The sequence below is a fragment of the Desulfomicrobium orale DSM 12838 genome (genome assembly GCF_001553625.1).
Lineage (GTDB): Bacteria > Desulfobacterota > Desulfovibrionia > Desulfovibrionales > Desulfomicrobiaceae > Desulfomicrobium > Desulfomicrobium orale.
On the sequence record NZ_CP014230.1, the window covers coordinates 1,580,914 to 1,602,825 of the forward strand.

General features: G+C 59.3%; 22 protein-coding genes. 14 read left to right on the forward strand and 8 right to left on the reverse strand.

Going from position 1 to position 21,912, the window contains the following annotated elements; all coding sequences use genetic code 11:
• Complete coding sequence (locus AXF15_RS07280) at positions 1-1,278, reverse strand: sulfite exporter TauE/SafE family protein (protein ID WP_066605356.1); 1,278 nt, start codon at positions 1,276-1,278, stop codon at positions 1-3.
• Between the two features lie 89 nt (positions 1,279-1,367).
• Entirely contained in the window at positions 1,368-1,790 is a 423-nt protein-coding gene (locus AXF15_RS07285; RefSeq protein WP_066605364.1) for a response regulator, read from the reverse strand.
• Positions 1,791-2,312: 522 nt separating this feature from the next.
• On the opposite strand from AXF15_RS07285, the gene hslV reads away from it, so the two are divergent.
• Genes hslV through argB form a run of 3 tightly spaced genes read left to right on the forward strand, consistent with a single transcriptional unit; the run spans position 2,313 to position 5,126 of the window.
• Positions 2,313-2,861: an ATP-dependent protease subunit HslV gene (gene hslV, locus AXF15_RS07290; protein ID WP_066605371.1), complete on the forward strand. Its 549-nt coding sequence runs from the start codon at positions 2,313-2,315 to the stop codon at positions 2,859-2,861.
• Positions 2,861-4,204 carry an ATP-dependent protease ATPase subunit HslU gene (hslU, locus tag AXF15_RS07295; protein ID WP_066605373.1) on the forward strand — a complete coding sequence of 448 codons (1,344 nt, stop codon included), beginning with the start codon at positions 2,861-2,863 and terminating at the stop codon, positions 4,202-4,204. The genes hslV and hslU overlap by 1 nt, the downstream gene beginning before the upstream one ends.
• A gap of 40 nt (positions 4,205-4,244) precedes the next feature.
• On the forward strand, positions 4,245-5,126 hold the full coding sequence (argB, locus tag AXF15_RS07300; protein WP_066605375.1) for an acetylglutamate kinase: 882 nt from the start codon (positions 4,245-4,247) through the stop codon (positions 5,124-5,126).
• A gap of 84 nt (positions 5,127-5,210) precedes the next feature.
• Here the strand turns inward: argB and purE are convergent, their stop codons facing one another.
• The 6 genes from purE to AXF15_RS07325 all read right to left on the reverse strand — a co-directional run bounded on the left by purE (position 5,211) and on the right by AXF15_RS07325 (position 12,110).
• On the reverse strand, positions 5,211-5,693 hold the full coding sequence (gene purE / locus AXF15_RS07305; protein WP_066605376.1) for a 5-(carboxyamino)imidazole ribonucleotide mutase: 483 nt from the start codon (positions 5,691-5,693) through the stop codon (positions 5,211-5,213).
• Positions 5,690-6,967 carry a phosphoribosylamine--glycine ligase gene (purD, locus tag AXF15_RS07310; protein WP_066605378.1) on the reverse strand — a complete coding sequence of 426 codons (1,278 nt, stop codon included), beginning with the start codon at positions 6,965-6,967 and terminating at the stop codon, positions 5,690-5,692. Before purD ends, purE begins: the two co-directional genes overlap by 4 nt.
• 75 nt (positions 6,968-7,042) lie before the next feature.
• Entirely contained in the window at positions 7,043-8,002 is a 960-nt protein-coding gene (locus AXF15_RS07315; RefSeq protein WP_066605393.1) for a hypothetical protein, read from the reverse strand.
• A gap of 6 nt (positions 8,003-8,008) precedes the next feature.
• Complete coding sequence (gene mutL, locus AXF15_RS07320) at positions 8,009-9,823, reverse strand: DNA mismatch repair endonuclease MutL (RefSeq protein WP_066605394.1); 1,815 nt, start codon at positions 9,821-9,823, stop codon at positions 8,009-8,011.
• Positions 9,823-9,987, reverse strand: a complete 165-nt coding sequence (locus AXF15_RS14190; RefSeq protein ID WP_154666847.1) for a hypothetical protein — start codon at positions 9,985-9,987, stop codon at positions 9,823-9,825. Before AXF15_RS14190 ends, mutL begins: the two co-directional genes overlap by 1 nt.
• A complete protein-coding gene (locus AXF15_RS07325; protein ID WP_211258962.1) occupies positions 9,939-12,110 on the reverse strand; it encodes an LPS-assembly protein LptD in 2,172 nt (723 codons plus the stop codon). The genes AXF15_RS14190 and AXF15_RS07325 overlap by 49 nt, the downstream gene beginning before the upstream one ends.
• Before the next feature lie 448 nt (positions 12,111-12,558).
• Between AXF15_RS07325 and AXF15_RS07330 the strand changes: the two genes are divergently transcribed.
• The 11 genes from AXF15_RS07330 to dsrA all read left to right on the forward strand — a co-directional run bounded on the left by AXF15_RS07330 (position 12,559) and on the right by dsrA (position 21,904).
• Positions 12,559-13,077, forward strand: coding sequence for an RsbRD N-terminal domain-containing protein (locus tag AXF15_RS07330; RefSeq protein WP_066605397.1), 519 nt, complete (start codon positions 12,559-12,561; stop codon positions 13,075-13,077).
• Positions 13,078-13,127: 50 nt separating this feature from the next.
• A complete protein-coding gene (gene dsrM, locus AXF15_RS07335) occupies positions 13,128-14,141 on the forward strand; it encodes a sulfate reduction electron transfer complex DsrMKJOP subunit DsrM (protein ID WP_066605402.1) in 1,014 nt (337 codons plus the stop codon).
• Positions 14,141-15,772, forward strand: coding sequence for a sulfate reduction electron transfer complex DsrMKJOP subunit DsrK (gene dsrK, locus AXF15_RS07340; protein WP_066605413.1), 1,632 nt, complete (start codon positions 14,141-14,143; stop codon positions 15,770-15,772). The genes dsrM and dsrK overlap by 1 nt, the downstream gene beginning before the upstream one ends.
• Positions 15,769-16,158 (forward strand): sulfate reduction electron transfer complex DsrMKJOP subunit DsrJ, encoded by a 390-nt coding sequence (gene dsrJ, locus AXF15_RS07345; RefSeq protein WP_335338893.1) that lies wholly within the window; start codon positions 15,769-15,771, stop codon positions 16,156-16,158. The genes dsrK and dsrJ overlap by 4 nt, the downstream gene beginning before the upstream one ends.
• Positions 16,155-16,946: a sulfate reduction electron transfer complex DsrMKJOP subunit DsrO gene (gene dsrO, locus AXF15_RS07350; RefSeq protein WP_066605414.1), complete on the forward strand. Its 792-nt coding sequence runs from the start codon at positions 16,155-16,157 to the stop codon at positions 16,944-16,946. The genes dsrJ and dsrO overlap by 4 nt, the downstream gene beginning before the upstream one ends.
• Before the next feature lie 8 nt (positions 16,947-16,954).
• Positions 16,955-18,109: a sulfate reduction electron transfer complex DsrMKJOP subunit DsrP gene (gene dsrP, locus AXF15_RS07355; RefSeq protein WP_066605416.1), complete on the forward strand. Its 1,155-nt coding sequence runs from the start codon at positions 16,955-16,957 to the stop codon at positions 18,107-18,109.
• Positions 18,110-18,274: 165 nt separating this feature from the next.
• Positions 18,275-18,463 carry a ferredoxin gene (locus tag AXF15_RS07360; protein ID WP_066605418.1) on the forward strand — a complete coding sequence of 63 codons (189 nt, stop codon included), beginning with the start codon at positions 18,275-18,277 and terminating at the stop codon, positions 18,461-18,463.
• Between the two features lie 142 nt (positions 18,464-18,605).
• On the forward strand, positions 18,606-19,289 hold the full coding sequence (locus AXF15_RS07365) for a YkgJ family cysteine cluster protein (protein WP_066605422.1): 684 nt from the start codon (positions 18,606-18,608) through the stop codon (positions 19,287-19,289).
• Entirely contained in the window at positions 19,282-19,653 is a 372-nt protein-coding gene (locus AXF15_RS07370) for a hypothetical protein (RefSeq protein WP_066605424.1), read from the forward strand. The genes AXF15_RS07365 and AXF15_RS07370 overlap by 8 nt, the downstream gene beginning before the upstream one ends.
• Before the next feature lie 144 nt (positions 19,654-19,797).
• Positions 19,798-20,418, forward strand: a complete 621-nt coding sequence (locus AXF15_RS07375; protein WP_066605430.1) for a tetratricopeptide repeat protein — start codon at positions 19,798-19,800, stop codon at positions 20,416-20,418.
• A gap of 172 nt (positions 20,419-20,590) precedes the next feature.
• Entirely contained in the window at positions 20,591-21,904 is a 1,314-nt protein-coding gene (gene dsrA / locus AXF15_RS07380) for a dissimilatory-type sulfite reductase subunit alpha (protein ID WP_066605433.1), read from the forward strand.
• The last annotated feature ends 8 nt before the right edge of the window (positions 21,905-21,912 follow it).

Sequence of the window (21,912 nt, forward strand, 5' to 3'; positions counted from 1 at the left end):
CTACGCCTCCCCTTTCAACACCTTGATGTTTTTGAAAAACGCGCTGAAAACCCAAAGTCCGAACAAGGTGATGACGATGAAAAACAGATACATGCCGATCTTGTCCATCATTTTGGTCGCGCCAAGCCACGTTTCGGGCAGGTAGCCCATGGAAACCAGTTTCTTGGGCAGGGCGAAGAACCGGTTCACGAAACCGGCCATGACCGACAGGGCGAAGAATCCGCGAATGGTGATGCCCGGTACGACCTTGGTCACCAGCGCGCCGATCTGGATGCCCAGAAGAGAGCCCAGCAGCATGCCCATGGCCAGCGTGTAGAAGATGAAGCCGTAGATGGCGTACTGCGTTATGGCGCCATACCCGGCCGTGAAGACGATCTGGAAAATATCCGTACCCACGGTGGTCAGGGACGAAACTCCCAGCACATAGACAAAGATGGGGAAGGTCAGGAAGCCGCCGCCGACGCCCATGATTCCCGCAGCCATACCCACCAGGGCGCCGGAAAGCACGAGGAACAGCCAGGAGATCTTCCGGCCTCCGGGGATGAGCCCCTGGTCGAACGTGACCATTGGCGGCAGGTTCACGGCCTGGAGCTTCCGGGCCAGGCCGGTCATGGCCGCGCCTTCCTTCGTGTCGTGTCCACCGGCCGCTTTTCCGGCTTTCTTGGCATTGAAATAGTCGAACATGCCGTAGAAACCGAGGAAGCCCAGCATGACCGTGTACACGGTGGTGATGAAGGCGTCGCTCAAGACCGGGTTGATGTTGTACAGAGCGCGGTTGATACCCGCACCCACAGTAGTGCCGATGATGGCGCCGATCAGGAAGACCAGGGCCAGAGGTACGGAGACGTTGCCCATCTTGCGGTGCAGAACGCTGCCCATGATGGCCTTGGCGAAAATGTGGAAGAGGTCTGTGCCTACGGCCAGGATGCCCTTGACTCCTGCGCTCATCAGGGCCGGGGCGATGATGAACCCGCCGCCCGCGCCGATACATCCGGATATGAGTCCCGCACCCACGCCGATGAAGATGGAAACACAGAAAATATACATGCTGTAATAGGATGGGCTGTAGGCTTCCTTGCCGCCGATGGTGGCCGGCAGCGCCTGCCCGATTTCGTCGGCGAAAGCCCAGCCTCCCAGAATGACCGGGAGCAGCAGCAGAGCCAAAAGCCAGATCCGTTTCCTGTCGCCCAGAATGACCCGTGCGTTCTCTACCTCCCACCGGGCGAAGGCGCGTGAGCCCTCCACCATGAATGCGCCCCATGTTTTGAAGAATTCCATACTTCTCACCGCCTCCTTTTGGTTTTCCGTTGCTTGAGACCTGAATGCCCGCATGTCCTCTGTCCGGCCAGCGCTCCCGGCGTCACCTCCTAAGTGCTGCGGCTGGCCATCTCACGAGTCCGGGCATCGATGATTTTCTCCTCATGCCGGCGTTTTTTCTCCGCCGCCTCGCGGATTTTCGCCGCCAGTTCCACCGGGCCGCCATCTTTCATCAGGTAGTCGGCGGCACCCAGGCGCATGCCTTCGACGGCCCATTCCATGGACGAGGTTTCCGTCAGCATGAGCACTTCCACCAGGGGATATCGTGCCTTGATGCTCCGCAGCAGGTCCATGGACTGCCCGCCGGAATCGTCCACCTCCAGAATGACCACTTCGATTTCGCCGTGGCGGGCCAGAATACGCATGGCGTCCTGGCCGTTGTCCGTATGGAGCAGCTCCACCGGCCATGCCTCCAGACTTTTTTCGATGGGTTCCATGAACCGGATGTCGCTGTGGATCAGCAGCACGCTCATTTCACGCTCCCCTTGGCCGGACACGATGACTTCCTGACCGTAAAAGGCAATGGACGTGCCAGAATAGCCATCGGTTATGTTTCTGGGACTATGGAAATGGAGGAGGGTATCTCTGTAACACTTTGATTTATTTTGGCTAAAGATAATCCAGTCAGAGAAGAAAAACCGTGGGTATGGAAAATGGGTATGCCGGATGAGCTCGCAGAGAAAAAATCGGGGCGTTTCTCCCCATACGGGAAAAACACCCCGCGCATAAGCGGATGAATTTAGTATCTTGAAATATAAAGATAAATGTGGATTCATGTCTGCTGATGGGGAATTTTTACCCGGAAAGGGCATCCACAAAATCAAAGGATGCAGGCGCCCGGTGAGCTTTTCATGGCCGCGTTTCAAAAAGATCCGGAGAGTGCGGCCGGCCGGAAATTTCGGTATTTTCTGACCCGGCGGTCTTTTCTTCGGAGGATAATGTGTTTATCTGGCCCATCTGGTGGCTTTCCGAAACCCCGAACCAAGGATATGCACATGCAGGAAATACGCGGAACGACCATTCTGGCCGTCAAGGATGAACACGGCGTGGCCCTGGCCGGAGACGGACAGGTCACTCTGGGGCAGGCCATTGCCATCAAGCACGGCGCTCGCAAGGTCCGGCGTCTGTACCGTGACCGGATTGTCTGCGGATTCGCCGGATCCACGGCGGACGCGTTCACGCTTTTTGAAAAATTCGAGGCCAAGCTGGAGGAGTTCGGCGGCAATCTGGTCCGGGCCAGCGTGGAACTGGCCAAGGACTGGCGCAGCGATAAATATCTGCGGCGTCTGGAGGCCATGCTGCTGGTGGCCGACGCTGAAACCATCCTGATAATCAGCGGCACCGGAGACGTCATCGAGCCCGACGACGGCGTGGCGGCCATCGGCTCCGGTGGACCTTACGCCCTGGCCGCGGCCCGCGCCCTGCGCCGGCATACGGAGCTTCCGGCCGGAGAGATCGTACGCGACGCCATGGCCATTGCGGCGGAGATCTGCGTGTACACCAACGACCACATCATTTTTGAAACCGTAACCAGGAACGCCTGATGAATACCCTGACTCCGAAGCAGATCGTAGCCGAGCTGGACAAATACATCGTCGGACAGACCGAGGCCAAGCGCATGGTGGCCATCGCCCTCAGAAACCGCTGGCGGCGTCGCCAGCTGGATCCGGAACTGGCCGAGGAGATCGCGCCCAAGAATATACTCATGATCGGCCCCACGGGCGTGGGCAAGACGGAAATCGCACGCCGTCTGGCCCGGCTGGCTGGTTCACCCTTCATCAAGGTGGAGGCCACCAAGTTCACCGAGGTGGGCTATGTGGGCCGGGACGTGGAGTCCATCATCCGGGATCTGATGGAGATCGGCGTGAATCTGGTCCGGCAGGAAGAGGAAGCCTCCGTGCGCGTCCGGGCCGAGGCCTCGGCCGAGGAACGCCTGCTGGACATCCTGCTGCCGACCAAGCCGCTGGAATCCGGCAGTGTGGAATACGTGGGGCCGGAGTCGTCCTCTTCCGACGCCACCCGGGAAAAACTGCGCCAGTTGTGGCGCGCGGGCAAGCTGGACGATCGCATGGTGGAGGTGGAAGTCTCCGTGCCGGGCGGCGGCATGCAGGCCATGGGCATTCCGGGCATGGAAGGCATGGAAATGCAGATGCAGGACATGTTTTCCAAGGTTTTCCCCAAGCGCAAGAAAACCAAGAAGGTACGGGTCAAAAACGCCTACGAGATTCTGATCCAGTCCGAGTGCGAGCGCCTCATCGACATGGACAAGGTGCATGAGATCGCCCGCGAGCGGGTGCAGGAATCGGGCATCGTTTTTCTGGACGAAATCGACAAGATTTGTGGAGGCGGAGGATCGGGCAAGGCCGACGTGTCTCGCGAGGGCGTTCAGCGCGACCTCTTGCCCATCGTGGAGGGCTCCACGGTGAACACCAAGTACGGCATGATCCGCACGGATCACATCCTGTTCATCGCGGCCGGGGCCTTTCACATGTCCAAACCCTCGGATCTGGTGCCGGAGCTGCAGGGCCGCTTTCCTCTGCGGGTGGAGCTTTCGGCCCTGACCCAGGAGGATTTCTACCGCATTCTGACCGAACCCAAAAACGCCCTCACCGTGCAGTACACCGCCCTGCTGGGCACGGAAGGCGTGCAGGTGGAATACGCGGACGAAGGGCTGCGCGAAATCGCCCGCTTCGCCCAGAAGATCAACGAGGAAACGGAGAATATCGGCGCACGGCGGCTGTACACCATCATGGAACGCATTGTCGCGGACTTGTCTTTCGACGCGCCGGACATGTCCGCCGAATCGGTGCGCATCGACCGGGATTATGTGGCCGCGGCCCTGCAGGACGTGCAGGAAGACCGGGATCTGACCCGCTATATTCTTTAGGCGCCGGACAACGTACATCATTCAACCAGACGGGGAGAGCATGAACCACGAAGCATTCAGAGCGTCCATCCTGCTGGAGGCCCTGCCGTACATCCGCGAATTCTACGGTCAGACCGTGGTCATCAAATACGGCGGACACGCCATGAAGGATGAGGCCCTGCGCCGGGGATTCGCCCTGAACATTCAGCTTCTGCGCTATATCGGGGTCAATCCGGTCATCGTGCACGGCGGCGGACCGCAGATCGGGAAGATGCTCGAACAGCTCGGCATTGTCTCGGAATTCCGCCAGGGCCTGCGCGTGACCGACGACGCCACCATGGACGTGGTGGAGATGGTGCTGGTGGGCAAGGTCAACAAGGAGATCGTGAACCTGATCAATGTCCAGGGCGGCAAGGCCGTGGGGCTGTCCGGCAAGGACGGCAATCTGATCCGGGCGCAGAAGCTGGAGATGGCCGTGGAGCGGGCCGACGCACCGCCGGAAATCATCGATCTGGGCAAGGTCGGCGAAGTGGCGGCCGTGGACATCGGCCTCATCGATTCCCTGCAGCGTTCCGGCTTCGTGCCGGTCATCGCCCCCGTAGGGGTGGACGACGACGGCAGCACCTACAACATCAACGCCGACTCCGTGGCCAGCGCCGTGGCCGTGGCCCTGGGCGCCAAAAAGCTCATCCTGCTCACGGACGTGCCGGGCGTGCTGGACAAAAAGGGTGAGCTCGTCTCGTCCATGACCCTGCATCAGGCCGTGCGCGCCCTGGAGCAGGGTGTGATCACCGGAGGCATGATCCCCAAGATCAAATGCTGCCTGGAAGCCGTGGACGGCGGCGTGGGCAAGGCGCACATTCTGGACGGCCGGGTGGAAAACGTGATCCTTCTGGAAATGTTCACACAGGGCGGCGTGGGCTCGGAGATCACGCGGAAGTAGCCGCTCATTGTACGCAAAAAGCCCCGGCCGAAAATCCGGGGCTTTTTTGTCGCCGTGACGGCCGGAGCCGAGAGAGTCTTGCCGTCAGAGAGAAGCCGCATCCGTCTCCACCTGGGCACGCATGGCCGCCCGCTCCGCATCGATGCGCCGGGCCAGATCCGGGTCGTTCAGGGCCAGAATCTGGGCGGCCAGCCATGCGGCGTTGCGCGCACCGACCTTGTCCAGAGCCAGAGTTCCTACGGGAAAACCGGGCGGCATCTGGACGGTGGCCAGCAGCGCGTCCAGCCCGGAGAGGGAAGAGGCGGTGACCGGAATGCCCAGGACCGGGCGGATGGTCTGGGCCGCCACAGCTCCGGCCAGGTGGGCGGCCAGACCCGCGGCACAGATGAAGACCTGCACTCCGTCTTTCTCGAGCTCGCGTACCAGACGGCTGGTCCGCTCCGGGGTCCGATGGGCCGAGGTCACGGTGAAGACGTGGCTGATGCCCAGTTTTTCCAGCACTTCCACGCAGGGCCGGATCACGCCCTCGTCGGATTTGCTGCCCATGAATACCGCGACCTGCGTCATGCTTTCCTCCCCAGACCCTTACAGGCTATGTCCGTTCTGTGGTAGCTGTTGTCGAAACGAATGCGCTCCACGGCCTCGTAGGCGCGGGCGCGGGCCTTTTCCAGATCGGCTCCCAGGGCGGTCACGCCCAGCACGCGGCCGCCGGTGGTGATGATCCGGTCGCCGTCCCTTTTGGTCCCGGCCTGAAAGACCACCACATCCGGAAGTTTCTCGGCCTCTTCGATGCCTGTGATGACCATGCCTTTGGGATAAGTCCTGGGGTAGCCCTTGGCGGCCATGACCACGCAGCAGCTGGTTTCCGGCCGGAAGGACACATGGCCTGCGGCGAGGTCCCCCGCGGCGCAGGCGGTCATGATGTCCACCAGATCGGAGTCCAGGCGGGCCATGAGCGGCTGGCATTCGGGATCGCCGAAGCGCACGTTGTACTCCAGCACCATGGGGCCCCGGTCCGTCATCATGAGACCGGCGTAGAGCACGCCGCGGAAGGGATGTCCCAGAGCGGCCAGACGGTCCACGATGGGACGCATGCACAGATCAGTCATGGCGGCGTACCGGCTTTCGCCGAGTACCGGCGCGGGGCTGTAGGCTCCCATGCCGCCGGTGTTGGGGCCGGTGTCGCCGTCGCCGATGCGCTTGTGGTCCTGAAGGGACGGCATGGGCACGATGTTTTTACCGTCGCAGAAGGCCAGAAAGGAGGCTTCCTCGCCCGTCAGGGCTTCCTCGATGACCACGGTTTCCCCGGCCGGGCCGAAAACCTTGTCCAGCATCATCTCCTTCAGAGCGTTTTCGGCCTCTTCTCTGGTCTGGGCGATGACCACGCCCTTTCCGGCGGCCAGCCCGTCGGCCTTGACCACCATGGGCAGAGGATGGGTGCGGACGTGTCCCAGAGCCTCCTCGTACCGGTTAAAAACCGTGAAGGCGGCCGTGGGCACACCGGTTTTGCGCATCATGTTTTTGGCAAAAGCCTTGGAGCCTTCCAGCTGCGCGGCAAAGGCGCAGGGGCCGAAACAGGCGATGCCGGCCTCTTTCAGGGCGTCGGCCAGGCCGAGAACCAGCGGCGCTTCAGGTCCGGTCACCACCAGATCGATGGCATGGGCGCGGGCGAAGGCCACGATGCCGCCGATGTCGTCGTCCCTGAGAACGATGTTCTGGCCCAGCCGGGCCGTGCCGCCGTTTCCCGGAGCGATGTACAGGCTGCGGACCTTCGGGCTCCGGCTGATTTTCCAGGCCAGGGCGTGTTCGCGGCCGCCCGAGCCGACAAGCAGAATGTTCACGGCAAGCCTCCGTGTGTGGTTGAAAAATAGGCGGCCCGTGGCGGTTTGCGGCCGGAACCGTCCGGCCCGGACGTGTTACGGCGCGTCCAGGTTCCTGAGAATAGAATCCTTTTTCAGATAGTCCTGCAGCACCGCCGGCGGAACGATGATCTCGTCACAGAAATCAAGGGCCTGGACGACATGCGGAAACCCGCAATAGTGGCATCTGCCCAGGTGCACGCCGTCTTCCGAGATGTGGAAGTCGGTCATGACCGCGGCGGCGTCGGTCACGGTAAAGAACCTGTCGAGGGCTTGCGATTCGTCCTCTTCATCCATGTAAACCTGATTGCAGCCGAACTGGGAAAAGACTTCCGCCCATTCCTGATCGGAAGCCCCGCCGCGCCACTCATCGAATCTCTTCTGTGTTTCCCGGTTCAGATACTCCTTGAAATCCCCAAGACGGGCGGGATCGATTTCCGTCCAGAAATCGATGGGTTTTCTGGTCCGCGCGTTGTACATGACGTTTTTTCTTTCACTGCTGGGATAGGGGCCGCACAGATATTCCGTATGGATGATGAACGAACGGATGAAGCTGTTTTTGAAGGTGTAGGTGAGCCCTGCCGACATACACTCGTCCTTTCGCGGCAGATGGCTCCGGTCAAAGGCATCCAGCAGCGCGTCCTGCTGCATGGTCCGGAGCCTGTCCGGTGAGATTTCCGCCAGGGATACGGCCAGTTCCTTTTTACCGTCGGCGCTGATCCATTTTCCGGTGATGCCGGAGCCTTCAAGGACACATAGAAATTCACCGGTCTTCTCACCCTTGGCGTTTCGTTCGGTCAAAGTGAAAGAGGGGCCCTGTTTCATGCCCTTGAGATCAATGTCCAGGCCGGTTTTCTGATAGAAATACGATCCCCCGGCTTCTCCGTCTCCGGCCGGAATCGCAAGGGACATGCCCACGGAGTAGGGCCCGATAGTGCCCGCATAAGTCTCTGCGAGGGCGGCGGCCGGAAGGAGCAGGAAGGTCAGCACGGGAAGAAAGGTACGGAAAACGGACATGCGGCCTTAGCCTCGGCGTTTGAACAGTTTTTCCAGATCCGGCACGCTCCAGCATACAGTCACCGGGCGGCCGTGGGGGCAGAAATCCTTGTCCGGCAGCAGGTTCCAGGCGTCCAGCAGGGCAAGGGCCTCGTCCGGGGTCAGCGCGTCCCCGGCCTTGATGGCGGATTTGCAGGCCATGACAGCCCACAGATCGTGCATGGAGCGAGCCTTGTTCGCCAGCACGTCTTCCAGGAATTCACGCGCCGCGGCCGGAGCGAGCAGGGTGGGCACGGCCTGGATGAGCAGCCGCCGCGTTCCGGAAAGCTCCAGAGAGAAGCCGAGACCCAGCAGGTCAGACCATATGTCCTGAAGCACGGCGGTCTGGCTCGGATGCAGGGACAGCTCCAGAGGCACCAGCAGGGGCTGGCGGTCACCGCGCGTACCCTGGGCGCTCAGGGCGTGGTAGAGAACACGTTCGTGGGCCGCGTGCTGGTCCATCAGCACCAGCTTTCCGTCTTCTATCAGGATGAGATAGGTGCGGTCGAACTGCCCCAGATACCGGAGCGGCCGCTCCGGAGCGGAAGGGCGCGGCGCGGGCTCGTGCAGGATGCCTGGCGGTTCCGGAGCAGGAGAATCGGCCGCTTCGGGCCGGACCGGCGGGGCGGGTGAATATTGCGGTTCGGCCCGGACTTCGGGAGGATCGGGAAAAAGCAGCTGGGCGTTTCTGGAAGACGCGAATTTGTGATCCGGCGCATAGGCGGCGAATGTTTCCCGGGCATTCGCCTGTATATCCGGAAAGGAGACAGGGGCTGACGCGGCCGGGCTTTCCCCGGTGCCGGAATATTCTGTGGGCCCGCTTTCCAGAGCGCGCAGCACCGCGCTTCGCACCAGCCGGAAAATGTCCTGTTCATCCTGAAAACGCACCTCGGATTTGGCCGGGTGCACATTCACATCCACCTGATCCGGCGGGATGGACAGAAAAAGGACGGCCTGAGGATATTCCTTGCTCAGGATTTTTCCCCGGTAGGCCTCGCGCACGGCGCTTAAAATCAGCCGGTCCTGGATGGGACGCTGGTTCACGTAGATCAGAATGCGGTCCGGCCTGGCCTGGGCCGCGGCCGGGTCGCCGGTCAGGCCGGAGACGCGCAGGCCGTGTTCCCGCCGCTCCACGGGCCGGAGATTGTCCACGATGCTCTCCGGCCATATGGCGGCCAGCCGCCGGGCCAGAGTTTCCCCGGCCAGAAAATGGTGGACGGTCCGGTCCCCCTGGATGAATTCAAATTCCGCCTCCAGATGGGCCAGAGCCATGCGGGTTACGATTTCCGCGCATTTTCTGGCTTCCGTGCCGGGCTGTTTCAGAAATTTGAGGCGGGCCGGAACATTGGAAAAAAGGTCGCCGACCTCGATGTCCGTGCCCCGGGGCAGGGCGGTTTTGGCTGCGCGCGTCGTCACGCCGTGGGCTACTTCCAGCACGGCGCCTTCGCCGTCCTCCCTGGCCGAGGCCAGACGGAAACGCGAGACGGAGGCGATGCTTGGCAGGGCCTCTCCCCGGAAGCCGAAGCTGTGGATGTTCTGCAGGTCGCCGACGCCGGAGAGCTTGCTGGTGGCGTGGCGCGTCAGGGCCAGCTCCAGCTCGTCCTCGGGGATGCCCCGGCCGTTGTCGCTGACGCGGATGAAGGACTGCCCGCCATCGCGGATATGGATGCGGATCCGGGTGGCTCCGGCGTCGAGGGCGTTCTCCACCAGTTCCTTGAGCACGCTGGCCGGGCGTTCCACCACTTCGCCCGCGGCGATCTGGTTCTGCAATTCGGCGGACAGAAGACGGATAGGCTGCCGCATCAGCGCCCCACGGAGCCTATCTGGGCCAGGTTGAGCCGGAATTCAAAGCGGGTGTCCGTGTCCGTGCGGCTCCAGGAGGTTTCGGCGGAGAAGCATTGGTGGTCGTAGCGCAGGCTCAGGGTCTTTTCGAGATCGGCGTGAGCCTCCCAGTCCGTCCGGTACACGGCGGCGGCGCTCCATTGCGGGGAGAGGACGATCCCCCGCCGAAAAAGGCGATGTTCTGACGTTTCTGGACCTGCCGTTTGTACTCGTCGATTTCCTTCAGGAAAGTCAGGCCGAAATTGGCATAGGCGCGGTTTTCCCAGGCGGTGAAAAGGGAATGCTCGTGTTCCGTGACTTTTCCTTCGTAAGGGGAAAACCAGGTCTTGTTGGACAGGGCGAGCCAGGGCGTCAGGGTGGTGGTCAGGTCGGCCAGGACATCGGTAAAGGGCCGCCGGGGATAGACGTTTTCCATGTCCCGGCGGGTGGCCTCGCGGAAATCGTATCCCTGTTCCAGACGCAGCCGGGCCAGTTCGCCGTAATCGATTTTCAGGGCCGTCTCCCCCCGCTGGTCCGGATCGGGCAGGATCTGCCCCCGTTTCGCGGTGAAGACGTTGGTCAGGGAATAGCGCAGCTCGTTGCGGGGCCTGATGCGGTCCAATTCATCGAAGTAGGGGTATCTGTCCTGGTCGGAGTAGGGGATGTATTCGTATTCCAGACGCGGCTGCACGGCGTGCCGCAGGGCGAGCAGGGAGGAGCCGCTTCCGGGCGTGAGACTGTCTTCGTCGGCCATGGTGAAGACGCGGGAAAACTCCGTGTACCCGGTGGCCGTGAATTCGGGCAGAAAGCGGCTGGGCATGCTGTTGTCGGCATCCACGTCCGGGTGTTCGTTCTCGTAGCGTTCGACGACGTAGCCCGTCCATCTGAAGCCCAGCTTGGGGATGAGGGAGCCGTATGCCGAGTGCAGGGGCAGACCGAGCATGGGATGGACATCGAAACGGGAGCCGGTGGTGCCGTATTCCCGCCAGAAAGCGGCGAACTGGGAGCTGCCTTCCAGAGTCAGGGGCGTGGAGGGCAGATTCATCTGGTACAGGTGCAGATTCAGTTCCGGCAGGCGCTGCAGAGTGGGATCGCTGGAGCGCCTGCGGCCGGGCAGTTTGTTGTTGGAACCGTACTCCAGGTTCTGGGTGTATTCCACAAGGCCCTGGAAACCCACGTTGGACCAGTTTCTGGTGAGCAGAAAACGGTTCAGACGCAGTTCGTTGTCGTTGTCTTCCAGATCCCGGCCGAAGTGCTGGAGAAATTCCCGCCGGGTTTTCCTGAATCCCGAATATCCCTTGGAGAATTCCCGCAGATAGTCCTGGTCTGAAACGAGATCCAGGTCCATCTTCACGCTCCAGGCCGGATCCGCGAGAAATCCGTCGAACTTGCCGCGCGCCCACCAGCGGTGACGGTTCTCCCGTTTCATGTGGTCGTTGTCTTCGTAGAGAGAGGTGCCTTCCGTCTGCTGGTCGAACAGGTAGTCCAGCTTCCAGATGCCCTTGGTATGGATGTCCGGGGCCAGCCGGTATTCTGCGCCGAGCATGAGTCCTTTGCCGGTCATGAGGTTGGCGAACAGTGTGGCGTCCTGCTCCTCGTCGATGACCTGATAGTAGGGCTGCTCGTAAATGAGACCCAGATGTTCGCTGTGACCGATCTCCGGCAGCAGGAAGCCGCTCTGGCGCTTGGTTTTGACCGGGATGACGGCATAGGGCGAGAAGAGCACCGGCTGGTCCAGAATCTGGAACCGCGGGGCCCAGAGGTGGGCGTAGCCGTCGATGGTGATGTCGCCCCGGCTGGTCTTGATGGACCAGGCCGGTCGCTCCCCGTCGCAGGCGGTGACCGTGGCCTCGCGGAATTCGTAGGTATCGGGGCCCGTTTTCTTGAGGATGGCTCCTTCAAAATACATGTGCGGGCCGTCCATGAAGACCTGGCCGTTTTTCAGCCACCCGGCGTGAGAATTGAGATCGAATTCCGCTTCTTCGGCCTTGAGATAGTCGCCCTGGAATCTCGCCTGGATATCCCCGCGCAGGTATACCCAGTTGGTGCTGTGATAATAGCGGGCGTAATCCGCCCGGATGTAATCCATGCCCCGGTCCAGCACCACGTTGCCGAAGGCCTCGATATACTGATTGTCATGGCTGGCTGAAGTGCTGTCGGCCAAAAGCCTCCAGGATTCGGGGGATTGACTCTCGGCCAGAGAAATCAGCGGCGAAAGAAGAAGCAGGGCGAGCAGGACGAGGACGCGCATGCCGGATGAGTAAACCATCCGGCCGCTGTTCCGTACCGGAAAAATCGGGGTTTTCGCTGCCGCGCGCCTGTTCTGGTATTCCCGTGCTGTGGGTTTTCGGACCCCGCCGTTTTCGGGAAAAGGGTTTTTCAGCGGTCTGATATGCATGCCTTTGTTGCAGGATTGGGTTGTAATAAAGACGTTCCCGCCAGAAGCAGGATGGGCGCACGGTTAGCATACGAGGGCGCAAATGCCTAGCCCGGAGAATTTCCGCCTCAGACGGATCGGAAAATCAGCCAAAAAGAGATAAAAATATTCTAACATATTAATTTAAAAGATGAAAATATGACCAAGAAGCCCCTGTATTTCGCAAACAGCTTGACCTTTGAATGGAAGCTGATTTACTCGCCATGGATGTTTGCGTGCCCGGTATCAGGAGCCGCCAGGGATTTTGGAATTCAATTCCGGGAGTAGTGCAAGGCTGTTTATGAATCTGCATGAGTTTCTACAGGAACACCACAAACAGATCTGTGTGCAATGGACGGAGGCCGTCATCAGGACGTATCCGGAGGAAGGAGCCAAGTTTTTCTCCGCGCCGTCCAGTCAGTTCGCCAATCCTGTGGGGCATACTTTTCAGGCCAATATCGAACGCATGTTCCTGACGCTGGCCCGCGGGCTGGACGTGACCGAATGTACCAAGGAACTCGACGGAATACTGCGCATCAGAGCGGTGCAGGGATTTACTCCCTCCGCCGCTCTTTGTTTTCTGCCCGCTCTGAAGGAGATTGTTTATCGCGAAATATCGCGGGCGTATCCGCAGGAGAACATGACCGAAGCCCTGCATGACTGGAATGTTGTCGTAGACCGGCTGACCATGCTGGGTTTCGACATCTACATGGGTTGCAGGGAAGTTCTCTGGAAGCAGAAGGCGAATCAGTTGTACGACAGAACGCACAAATTGCTTGAGAAGTCCAATCTTTTGAAAAGGGAGGAGGTTTCACGGTAGTGTTCAGTCACGTCTGTTCCAAGTCAACATTTTAGCGAGGTACAAGGTACATGAAAGCTCTTTACTCTCTTTTCCTGGTCTTTGCCCTCGCGGCATTGCCTTTGGTGGGCGCCGGGGCCTTGGGCATGGAGAAAGCCTTCGGACTGTACATACCCTTTCTGGCGGTAGCGGTCTTCATAGTGGGGTTCTGCGTGCGCGTTGTGGACTGGGCGAGGTCCGCGGTGCCGTTCTGTATTCCCACAACCTGTGGCCAGCAGGAGTCCCTGCCCTGGATCAAGGCGAACTGTATTGAGAATCCGTCCACAACCAAGGGCGTTGTCGGGCGGATGCTTCTGGAAGTGCTCTGTTTCCGGTCCCTGTTCCGGAATACCAAGGTCGACCTGCATGAAGGCACCGTGGTCACCTACAGTTCGAGCAAGTGGTTGTGGCTTGGAGCCCTGGCTTTTCACTACTCTTTTCTGATCATCGCCCTGCGCCATCTGCGTTTTTTCACCGAACCCGTTCCGGGCCTGATCCATGCTCTGGAATCCGTCGATTCCATGCTGCAGATCGGCGCGCCCGTTCTGTATCTGACGGATCTCGCCTTCGTCGTGGCCGTGAGCTATCTGCTGCTGCGCCGGGTGATCGTGCCCCAGATCCGCTATATTTCCCAGCCCCAGGATTTCTTTCCGCTCTTTCTGATTCTGGGCATCGCCCTCTCGGGCATTTTCATGCGCTATTTCGCCAAGGTAGACATCATCTCCGTGAAGGAGCTGACCATGGGACTGGCCACTTTTTCCTGGGCCATCCCCGAGGGTGTCGGCGCGCTCTTCTATGTGCATCTTTTCCTTGTCTCCGTGCTGCTCGCCTATTTCCCCTTGAGCAAGCTCATGCACATGGGCGGAGTGTTCATGTCACCCACGCGCAACATGAACTGTGCTTCCAGAAAATTCCGGCATGTGAACCCCTGGAAGTTCGAGCATGTCCATTACCATACCTATGCGGAATACGAGGATGAATTCCGGGAAAAGATGGTGGAGAAAGGTATTCCCGTGGATAAGCCATTAGCCGAAGGAGCTGAGTGATGTCTGATCTGCCACGCCCAGAAGCGCTTTTTGCCCATATCGATCACAATCCGCCCAAAACGGATTGGATGGACGTGCCGGTGGAGATCAAACCCGGCCGCTACTGCTACGCCGCCAACCCGGACAGCGTGAATTACGTCGGCCTGCCCAACCCGCATAAATGGAATCCTCTGGAAGACGACTGGGGCTTGCCCGAGAACTGGCAGGAAATCATTTTCAAGGGGATGCGCGAGCGGCTGCACAAGTTCCGTTCCTTCAAAATCTTCATGGATATCTGCGTGCGTTGCGGCGCCTGCGCGGACAAGTGTCACTTCTTCATCGGCTCCGGTGATCCCAAGAACATGCCGGTGCTGCGCGCCGAACTGCTGCGTTCCGTGTACCGGGGCGAGTTCACGACCTTTGGCAAGATTCTGGGACGGTTCGCCGGAGGCCGCAAACTCACCGCCGAGGTGCTCAAGGAGTGGTGGTACTACTTCTTCCAGTGCTCCGAATGCCGCCGCTGTTCCGTGTTCTGCCCTTACGGCATCGACACGGCCGAGATCACCATCATGGCCCGCGAGCTCTTCAACCTGCTGGGGCTCAATATCGACTGGATCGCCACTCCCGTTGCCAACTGTTACCGCACCGGCAACCACCTGGGCATCCAGCCGCACGCCTTCTTCGACATGATCGACTTCTTCTGCGACGACATCGAAGACATCACCGGCATCCGGCCCGAGCCCACCTTCAACAAGAAAGGCGCGGACATCCTGTTCGTGACGCCCTCGGGTGACGTCTTCGCCGATCCGGGCACCTACACCTGCATGGGCTACCTCATGCTGTTCGAGTACCTGAAGCGCGAATACGGGCTGGACGTGACCTGGTCCACCTATGCCTCCGAAGGCGGCAACTTCGGCTTCTTCACTTCCCACGAGACCATGAAGCGGCTCAATTCCAAGATGTACATGGAAGCCGACCGGCTGGGCGTGAAATGGATTCTCGGCGGCGAGTGCGGGCACATGTGGCGCGTGGTGCATCAGTACATGGACACCCTGAACGGCCCGGACTTTCAGTCCGCGAAGATGGAAACTCCGGTGAACCCCATCACGGGCACGACCTTCAAGTACGCCGCCGGCACCAAGATGGTGCATATCGCCGAATTCACGGCGGATCTGATCCGGCACGGCAAGCTGAATCTGGACAAGAAACGCAATGCCAATGTGCATCTGACCTGGCATGACTCCTGTAACACCTCGCGGGGCATGGGACTTCTGGAAGAGCCCCGTTTCGTGGCCAAAAGCGTGGTGGAGAAGTTCACGGAAATGCCCGAAGGGACCATCCGCGAGCAGACCTTCTGCTGCGGCGGCGGCTCCGGCCTGAATGCGGGTGAAAATGACGAACTGCGCATGATGGGCGGTCTGCCCCGGGCCAATGCCGTCAAGTACGTGCATGAGAAATATGGTGTGAACATGCTCGGATGCGTGTGCGCCATCGACCGCGCCGTGCTTCCCAATTCCATGGAATACTGGGTGCCCGGCGTCAGCGTATGCGGTCTACATGAGCTTGTGGGCAACGCCTTGGTTTTCCCCGGCGAGCAGGAGCGCGAAACCGACCTGCGTGGCGAGGACCTGCCCGGAATGGAGGATGAATGATGTACGACAGAAATAAAGTTCTGATCGGCCTTGCCGTGTTCGTTGTCGCCATGACCTATCCGTTCTGGAACAACATCGGCAGCGCCGCCTACAAGCGGCCCGAAGTGGAAAAGCCGCGCATTGCCAAGGAGTGCGTGGAGAGCGTCGAGTTCATGCGCAGCGAGCACATGGCCATGCTGAACCAGTGGCGGGACGAAGTGGTGCGCGACGGCAATCATGAATACCATTCCAAAGCCAATCATCAGGTCTATCAGAAGAGTCTGAGCAAAACCTGTATGAAGTGCCACGAGAGCAAGGAACAGTTCTGCGATAAATGCCATGCCACCGTTGCCGTGGACCCCTATTGCTGGGATTGCCATGTTGTGCCGAAGGGGGAGAACAAATGAAAATGATCCGTAGAAGCTTTCTCAAGATCGCGGCTGTGGCCGCCGTCGGATGGGGAGTGCGCCCCGCATCGGACCTTCTGGCTTCCGGGGGCGGCGGAGGCGAAGGGCTGCTGTTCGCCTCCCGGCATGCCGTCCATGCCGGGCCCGGGGCGCTCACGGCCAAACGCTGGGCCATGGTCATCGATACGGCCAAACTTACCTCGGACATCATGAAGGAAGTGGCCGCGACCTGCCATTCCATCCATAATGTACCGGACATTCCGGGGAACCAGAACATCAAGTGGGTCTGGGAAACGGAAATGGACAAGCTGTTTCTGGACGACCTGCACGAATACCGCCCCGAAGGCGCTCCCGAAACCTCCCTGGCCCTGTGCAACCACTGCGACAATCCCCCCTGTGTGCGGGTCTGTCCGACCAAGGCCACATTTCAGCGGGAAGACGGCATCGTGATGATGGACTTCCACCGCTGCATCGGCTGCCGGTACTGCATGGCGGGCTGCCCTTACGGCTCCAGAAGTTTCAACTTCAAGGACCCCCGGCCGCATCTGGCCAGTATCGATCTCGATTTCCCCACGCGGACCAAGGGCGTGGTGGAAAAATGCGAGTTCTGTGCGGAACGTCTGGCTGAAGGCAAGCTGCCCGCGTGTGTGGAAGTGTCCGAAGGGGCCATCGCGTTCGGCGATCTGGCCGATCCGGAATCGGAAGTGCGCAAGCTGCTGGGAGAACGTTTCTCCATCCGCCGCAGTCCGGCTCTCGGAACGAAACCTTCTGTCTATTATCTCGTGTAGGGGGAGCCATGCTCGAAAAAGCCATATCCGGATCGAAAGTTTACTGGGGCTGGATCGCCTTCCTGCTTCTTCTGATGAGTATCGGGGCGGCGTGTTACTGGCAGCAGCTCTCTCACGGTTTGACCATCACCGGCATGAGCCGCGACGTGACCTGGGGATTTTACATCGCCCAGTTCACCTTTCTGGTGGGCGTGGCGGCTTCGGCGGTCATGCTGGTCATTCCCAAATATCTCCATGACTACCAGAAATTCGGAAAGATTCTGGTGCTGGGCGAATTCAACGCCGTGGCCATGGTCATCCTGTGCCTGCTGTTCATCGTGGCCGATCTGGGCTCGCCGCAGCGGCTCATGAACGTGCTTCTGCACCCCACGCCCAATTCCGTGCTGTTCTGGGACATGGTGGTGCTGAACGGCTATCTGCTGATCAACATTCTGGTGGGCTGGGTCACTCTGGAGGCAGAGCGCAAGCGCATCGCCCCACCCAACTGGATCAAGTTCTTCATTTATCTGTCCATCCCGTGGGCGGTGTCCATCCACACGGTTACGGCGTTTCTGTATTGCGGCCTGCCCGGCCGCGGTTACTGGCTGACAGCGGTACTGGCGGCCCGTTTCCTGGCCTCGGCCTTTGCCGCCGGCCCCGCGTTTCTCATTCTGGTCACCTATATCGCCAGGATTTTTACCGGGTTCAATCCGGGCAAGGATGTGCTGCCTACTCTGGGCAAGACCGTGGTGTATGCCATGTGCGTGAACCTCTTTCTGCTTTTTTGTGAGGTTTTCACCGTCTTCTACAGCCAGATTCCGTCGCACATGGCGCATCTGCAGTATCTGTTCGCGGGGTATCACGGACATGGCGTGCTGGTGCCGTGGATGTGGTCTGCCATAATCATGTCGGTGATCGGTATTCTGATTTTACTGGTGCCCAAGAACAGACGGCAGGACAATATGCTCATTACCGGCTGTCTGCTGATTTTTGTCGGGGCCTGGATCGACAAGGGCCTGGGCATGATCGGCGGCGGTTTCGTGCCCAACCCGCTGCACGAGATCACGGAATACGTACCCTCGCAGCTCGAACTGGGAATTTCTCTCGGTATTTACGCTACGGGCTTTCTGGTGCTGACCATCCTGTACAAGGTGGCCATCGGGGTGAAGCAGGAAGTTGAATAGGACAGTGGCGCGGGTGACTGCTGTTCTGGAGTATATCCTGCTTGATTTATTGATGAAGTATTTGAAAGGATGAGGCTGTTCTGGTTTACACCATGTTGGATCGTGTGTAGGGGGCCTTATTCCACCCGCGCCAGCGGGAATCTCAAAGATTTTTGGAGGTAGATCATGGGTTATTCTGTTTTGGTTGATGTGGACAAGTGTTCCGGCGACGGCGAATGCGTGGATGTCTGTCCTGTCGAGGTCTACGAGCTGCAGGGCGGCAAGGCGGTCGCCGTGAACGAGGAAGAGTGTCTGGGCTGTGAGTCCTGCGTGGAAGTCTGTGAGCAGGGCGCCATCACTATCGAAGAAAACTAAGCTGTTATTGCGGCGGGCTCTCGCATTTGGGGGCCTGCCGCCCTGCGTTTTTCTCCCGTATTTTTCCCGAATTTTCGAATTTTGTCAGGATTTGCCGTGAAGTGCACGGCATGGAAGCCTCCATCCCGCGAGAAATTTTTTCATGAATTTTGATCTGACTCCTTTTTTTGCAGAATACGAGGCGCTTGCCGCCCAGACTGACGCTTTGTTTCAGAGGGTGTCCGGAGATTTTTCCGCCGAGGTCAAATGCTGCCAGGGATGCAGCGATTGCTGCCATGCGCTTTTTGACGTTACGCTCGTGGAGGCCTTGTATCTCAATGCGAAATTTCTTTTGCTGGACGAAGCCCTGCGGAATGAAATTCTGATCGCTGCGGACAAGGCGGACCGGCGGGCCCATGTGCTCAAGAAGAAGGCTTCGCGGGAGGCTGAAGAGCGGCCTCATGAGGAAATACTGACCGGTGTGGCCAAAGAGCGGCTGCGCTGTCCGCTTTTGGACCAGAATAACCAATGCCGGTTATACGCTTTCCGCCCGGTCACCTGCCGCGTATACGGTATTCCGCTGGAAATCGGGGGGGCTTCCCGTACATGCGGCCTGTCGGGCTTTGCGCCCGGCCGTGCATACCCGGCTGTGAAACTGGAACGCGTTCAGGACCGCCTGCTTGGGCTGAGCAACAGGCTGCTTGACGCCCTGGGGTCGCCCTATCCGGATTTCCGGATGATGTATGTGCCCGTATCCACGGCGGTGATGACGGTGTACTCTGACGAGTATTTCGGCCTGGGCTCTGGTTCAGGGCAGCCGGATACTGTGGAGGCGGAGAATGCGTAAGCCCACCTCCTTGACGGCGGAGCACGAGGCCCAGAAGCGGGCCATATACGAAAAAATGTCTCCCCGGCGGCGCAAATTCATTGACCGCATCGGCTTTGACCGATGGGATCCCTTTGCTGAACCCAAAGACCCCATTGAATGGCGGACGGACGGCACACAGCGGACAACCCAGCAGCTGGTGCGGGAGTATCTGCAGAATCACGCCCCGGAAAATTATAGCAACGCCTATGGACAGGGTGTGCTGGAGATGTGCCTGGGCATGGTCAACGGTGACGAGCGCTATGTCGCCATGTACGAGTTTTCCCTCTGGTATGCGGGCGAGCTGAAAAAACATAACATCGACATAAAGGACTACAAGCCATGACCGGGGAGGGTCTGTGTCCGGGCCAAATGGCTTGAGCCCCGGTACGGAGCCGATCCGGAAGAGATTTGGAAGTTTCGGTGGAATTCGGCCTTTCGCGGTGGCGGGGCCGGAAATTTTTGATCATTTGTGCACGACAGGATGCTTATGAACAAAGCTGATTATGGTCCAAAGACAGTGGTGGCGCTGAAAGCCGCCCTGAATGAAAGCCCCGATTCTGCTGCTCTGCTGTATAATCTGGGAGTCTCTCTGGTGGCCGAGCGCAATTACGTCGAGGCTCAGAAGGCCTTTGAGGAAGCTCTGGCCATAGAGCCGGAGATTGCCGAGGCGTATGTGCAGTTGGGCGGTCTGGCCATGCATCGCGGCGATCTGGATACATGTCTGACCATGAACAGGAAGGCCGCCGAGATCCGTCCGCGTTTTGCCGTGCCCTGGGGAAACATCGGCTTCGTGTACATGCAGCAGCAGAACCCGGACAAGGCGGTCAAGGCGTTGAAGAAGGCCATCGGGCTCGATCCACAGTTCATTCAGGCCCATACGACTCTCGGCAGCGCCTATCTTGCCTTGGGCGATCCGGATGGCTGTATCATGCAGTGTGCCAAGGCCATCGAGTTGGAGCCCATGTTTGGACCGGCCTACAACAACATCGGTCTGGCTTATCTGGAGAAGGGAGAACCGGAAAAGGCTCTGCCGTACTTCGACAAGGCCCGGGAGACGGGATTTGAAGTGGAGGAGGAGATCCTGTCGGAGATCGCCTCGCATCGCTAGCCACTTCCTGCGAGAGCAGGAACCTCAGGTTGACATGAATTTATGGATATGTAAAAATTCACAAGTCCATATTTTTAGAAGTTCTTGAAATTGTTACGAGGTTGAGGGTCGCGTTTGTGTCCCCTCGGACGCGATGACTATGCATGGTCTAATCTTTTAAGGAGGATGTGTAATGGCTAAACATGCAACCCCGTTGCTGGATCAGCTTCAGAGCGGTCCTTGGCCGAGTTTTGTGACGGACATCAAGGAGGAAGCCGAGAGGCGTCATAAAAACGAAAAGAATGTGAAGTATCAGATCCCGGTGGATGTCTGTGACGACCTGCTGGGGATTCTGGAGCTGTCCTACAAGGACGGCACCACGCACTGGAAGCACGGCGGCATCGTCGGTGTCTTCGGTTACGGCGGCGGCGTCATCGGACGCTATTGCGACCAGCCGGAGATGTTCCCCGGCGTGGCCCATTTTCATACCATCCGTGTGGCTCAGCCCGCTGGCATGTACTACACCTCCGAATTTCTCCGTCAGCTCTGTGACCTGTGGGAAATGCGCGGTTCCGGCCTGACCAACATGCACGGCGCCACCGGTGACATCGTGCTCCTCGGCACTACCACGCCGCAGCTGGAGGAATTTTTCTTCGACCTGACGCACAAGCTGAACAATGACCTGGGCGGCTCCGGCTCCAACCTGCGTACTCCCGCCTCCTGTCTGGGAGATTCCCGCTGTGAATGGGCCTGCTATGATGCGCAGGAGCTGTGTTATCAGCTGACTCAGGAATATCAGGACGAACTGCATCGTCCGGCCTTCCCCTATAAGTTCAAGTTCAAATTTGACGGCTGCCCCAACGGTTGTGTGGCCTCCATCGCCCGTTCGGACATGTCCTTCATCGGTACGTGGCGCGATGAAATCCGCATTGATCAGGAAGCTGTGGCCGCATACATCGGCGGTGAGATTCAGCCCAATGGCGGAGCCCACTCTGGCAAGGATTGGGGCCCCTTCGACATTGAGAAGGAAGTTCTTGACCTCTGTCCGACGGAATGCATGTGGCTGGAAGACGGCAAGCTGAAAATCAACGACCGTGAATGCACCCGCTGCATGCACTGTCTGAACGTCATGCCCCGCGCTCTGCGCATCGGTAACGACCGCGGTCTGTCCATCCTGGTCGGCGCCAAGGCTCCGATTCTTGACGGCGCACAGATGGGCTCCCTGCTGGTGCCTTTCATCAAGGTTGAAGAGTCTTATGACGAGATCAAGGAAATCATTGAAGGCATCTGGGAATGGTGGATGGAAGAAGGCAAGAACCGCGAGCGTCTTGGCGAGCTGATCAAACGCCAGGGCTTGGCCAAGGCTATTGCCGCGGTCGGTCTGACGCCTGTGCCGCAGCATGTGCAGGAACCCCGCCATAATCCGTACATCTTCTGGAAGGAAGAGGACGTCGAGGGCGGCTGGGATCGTGACATCGCCGAATACCGTAAACATCATCAGAGATAAGAAGGGGG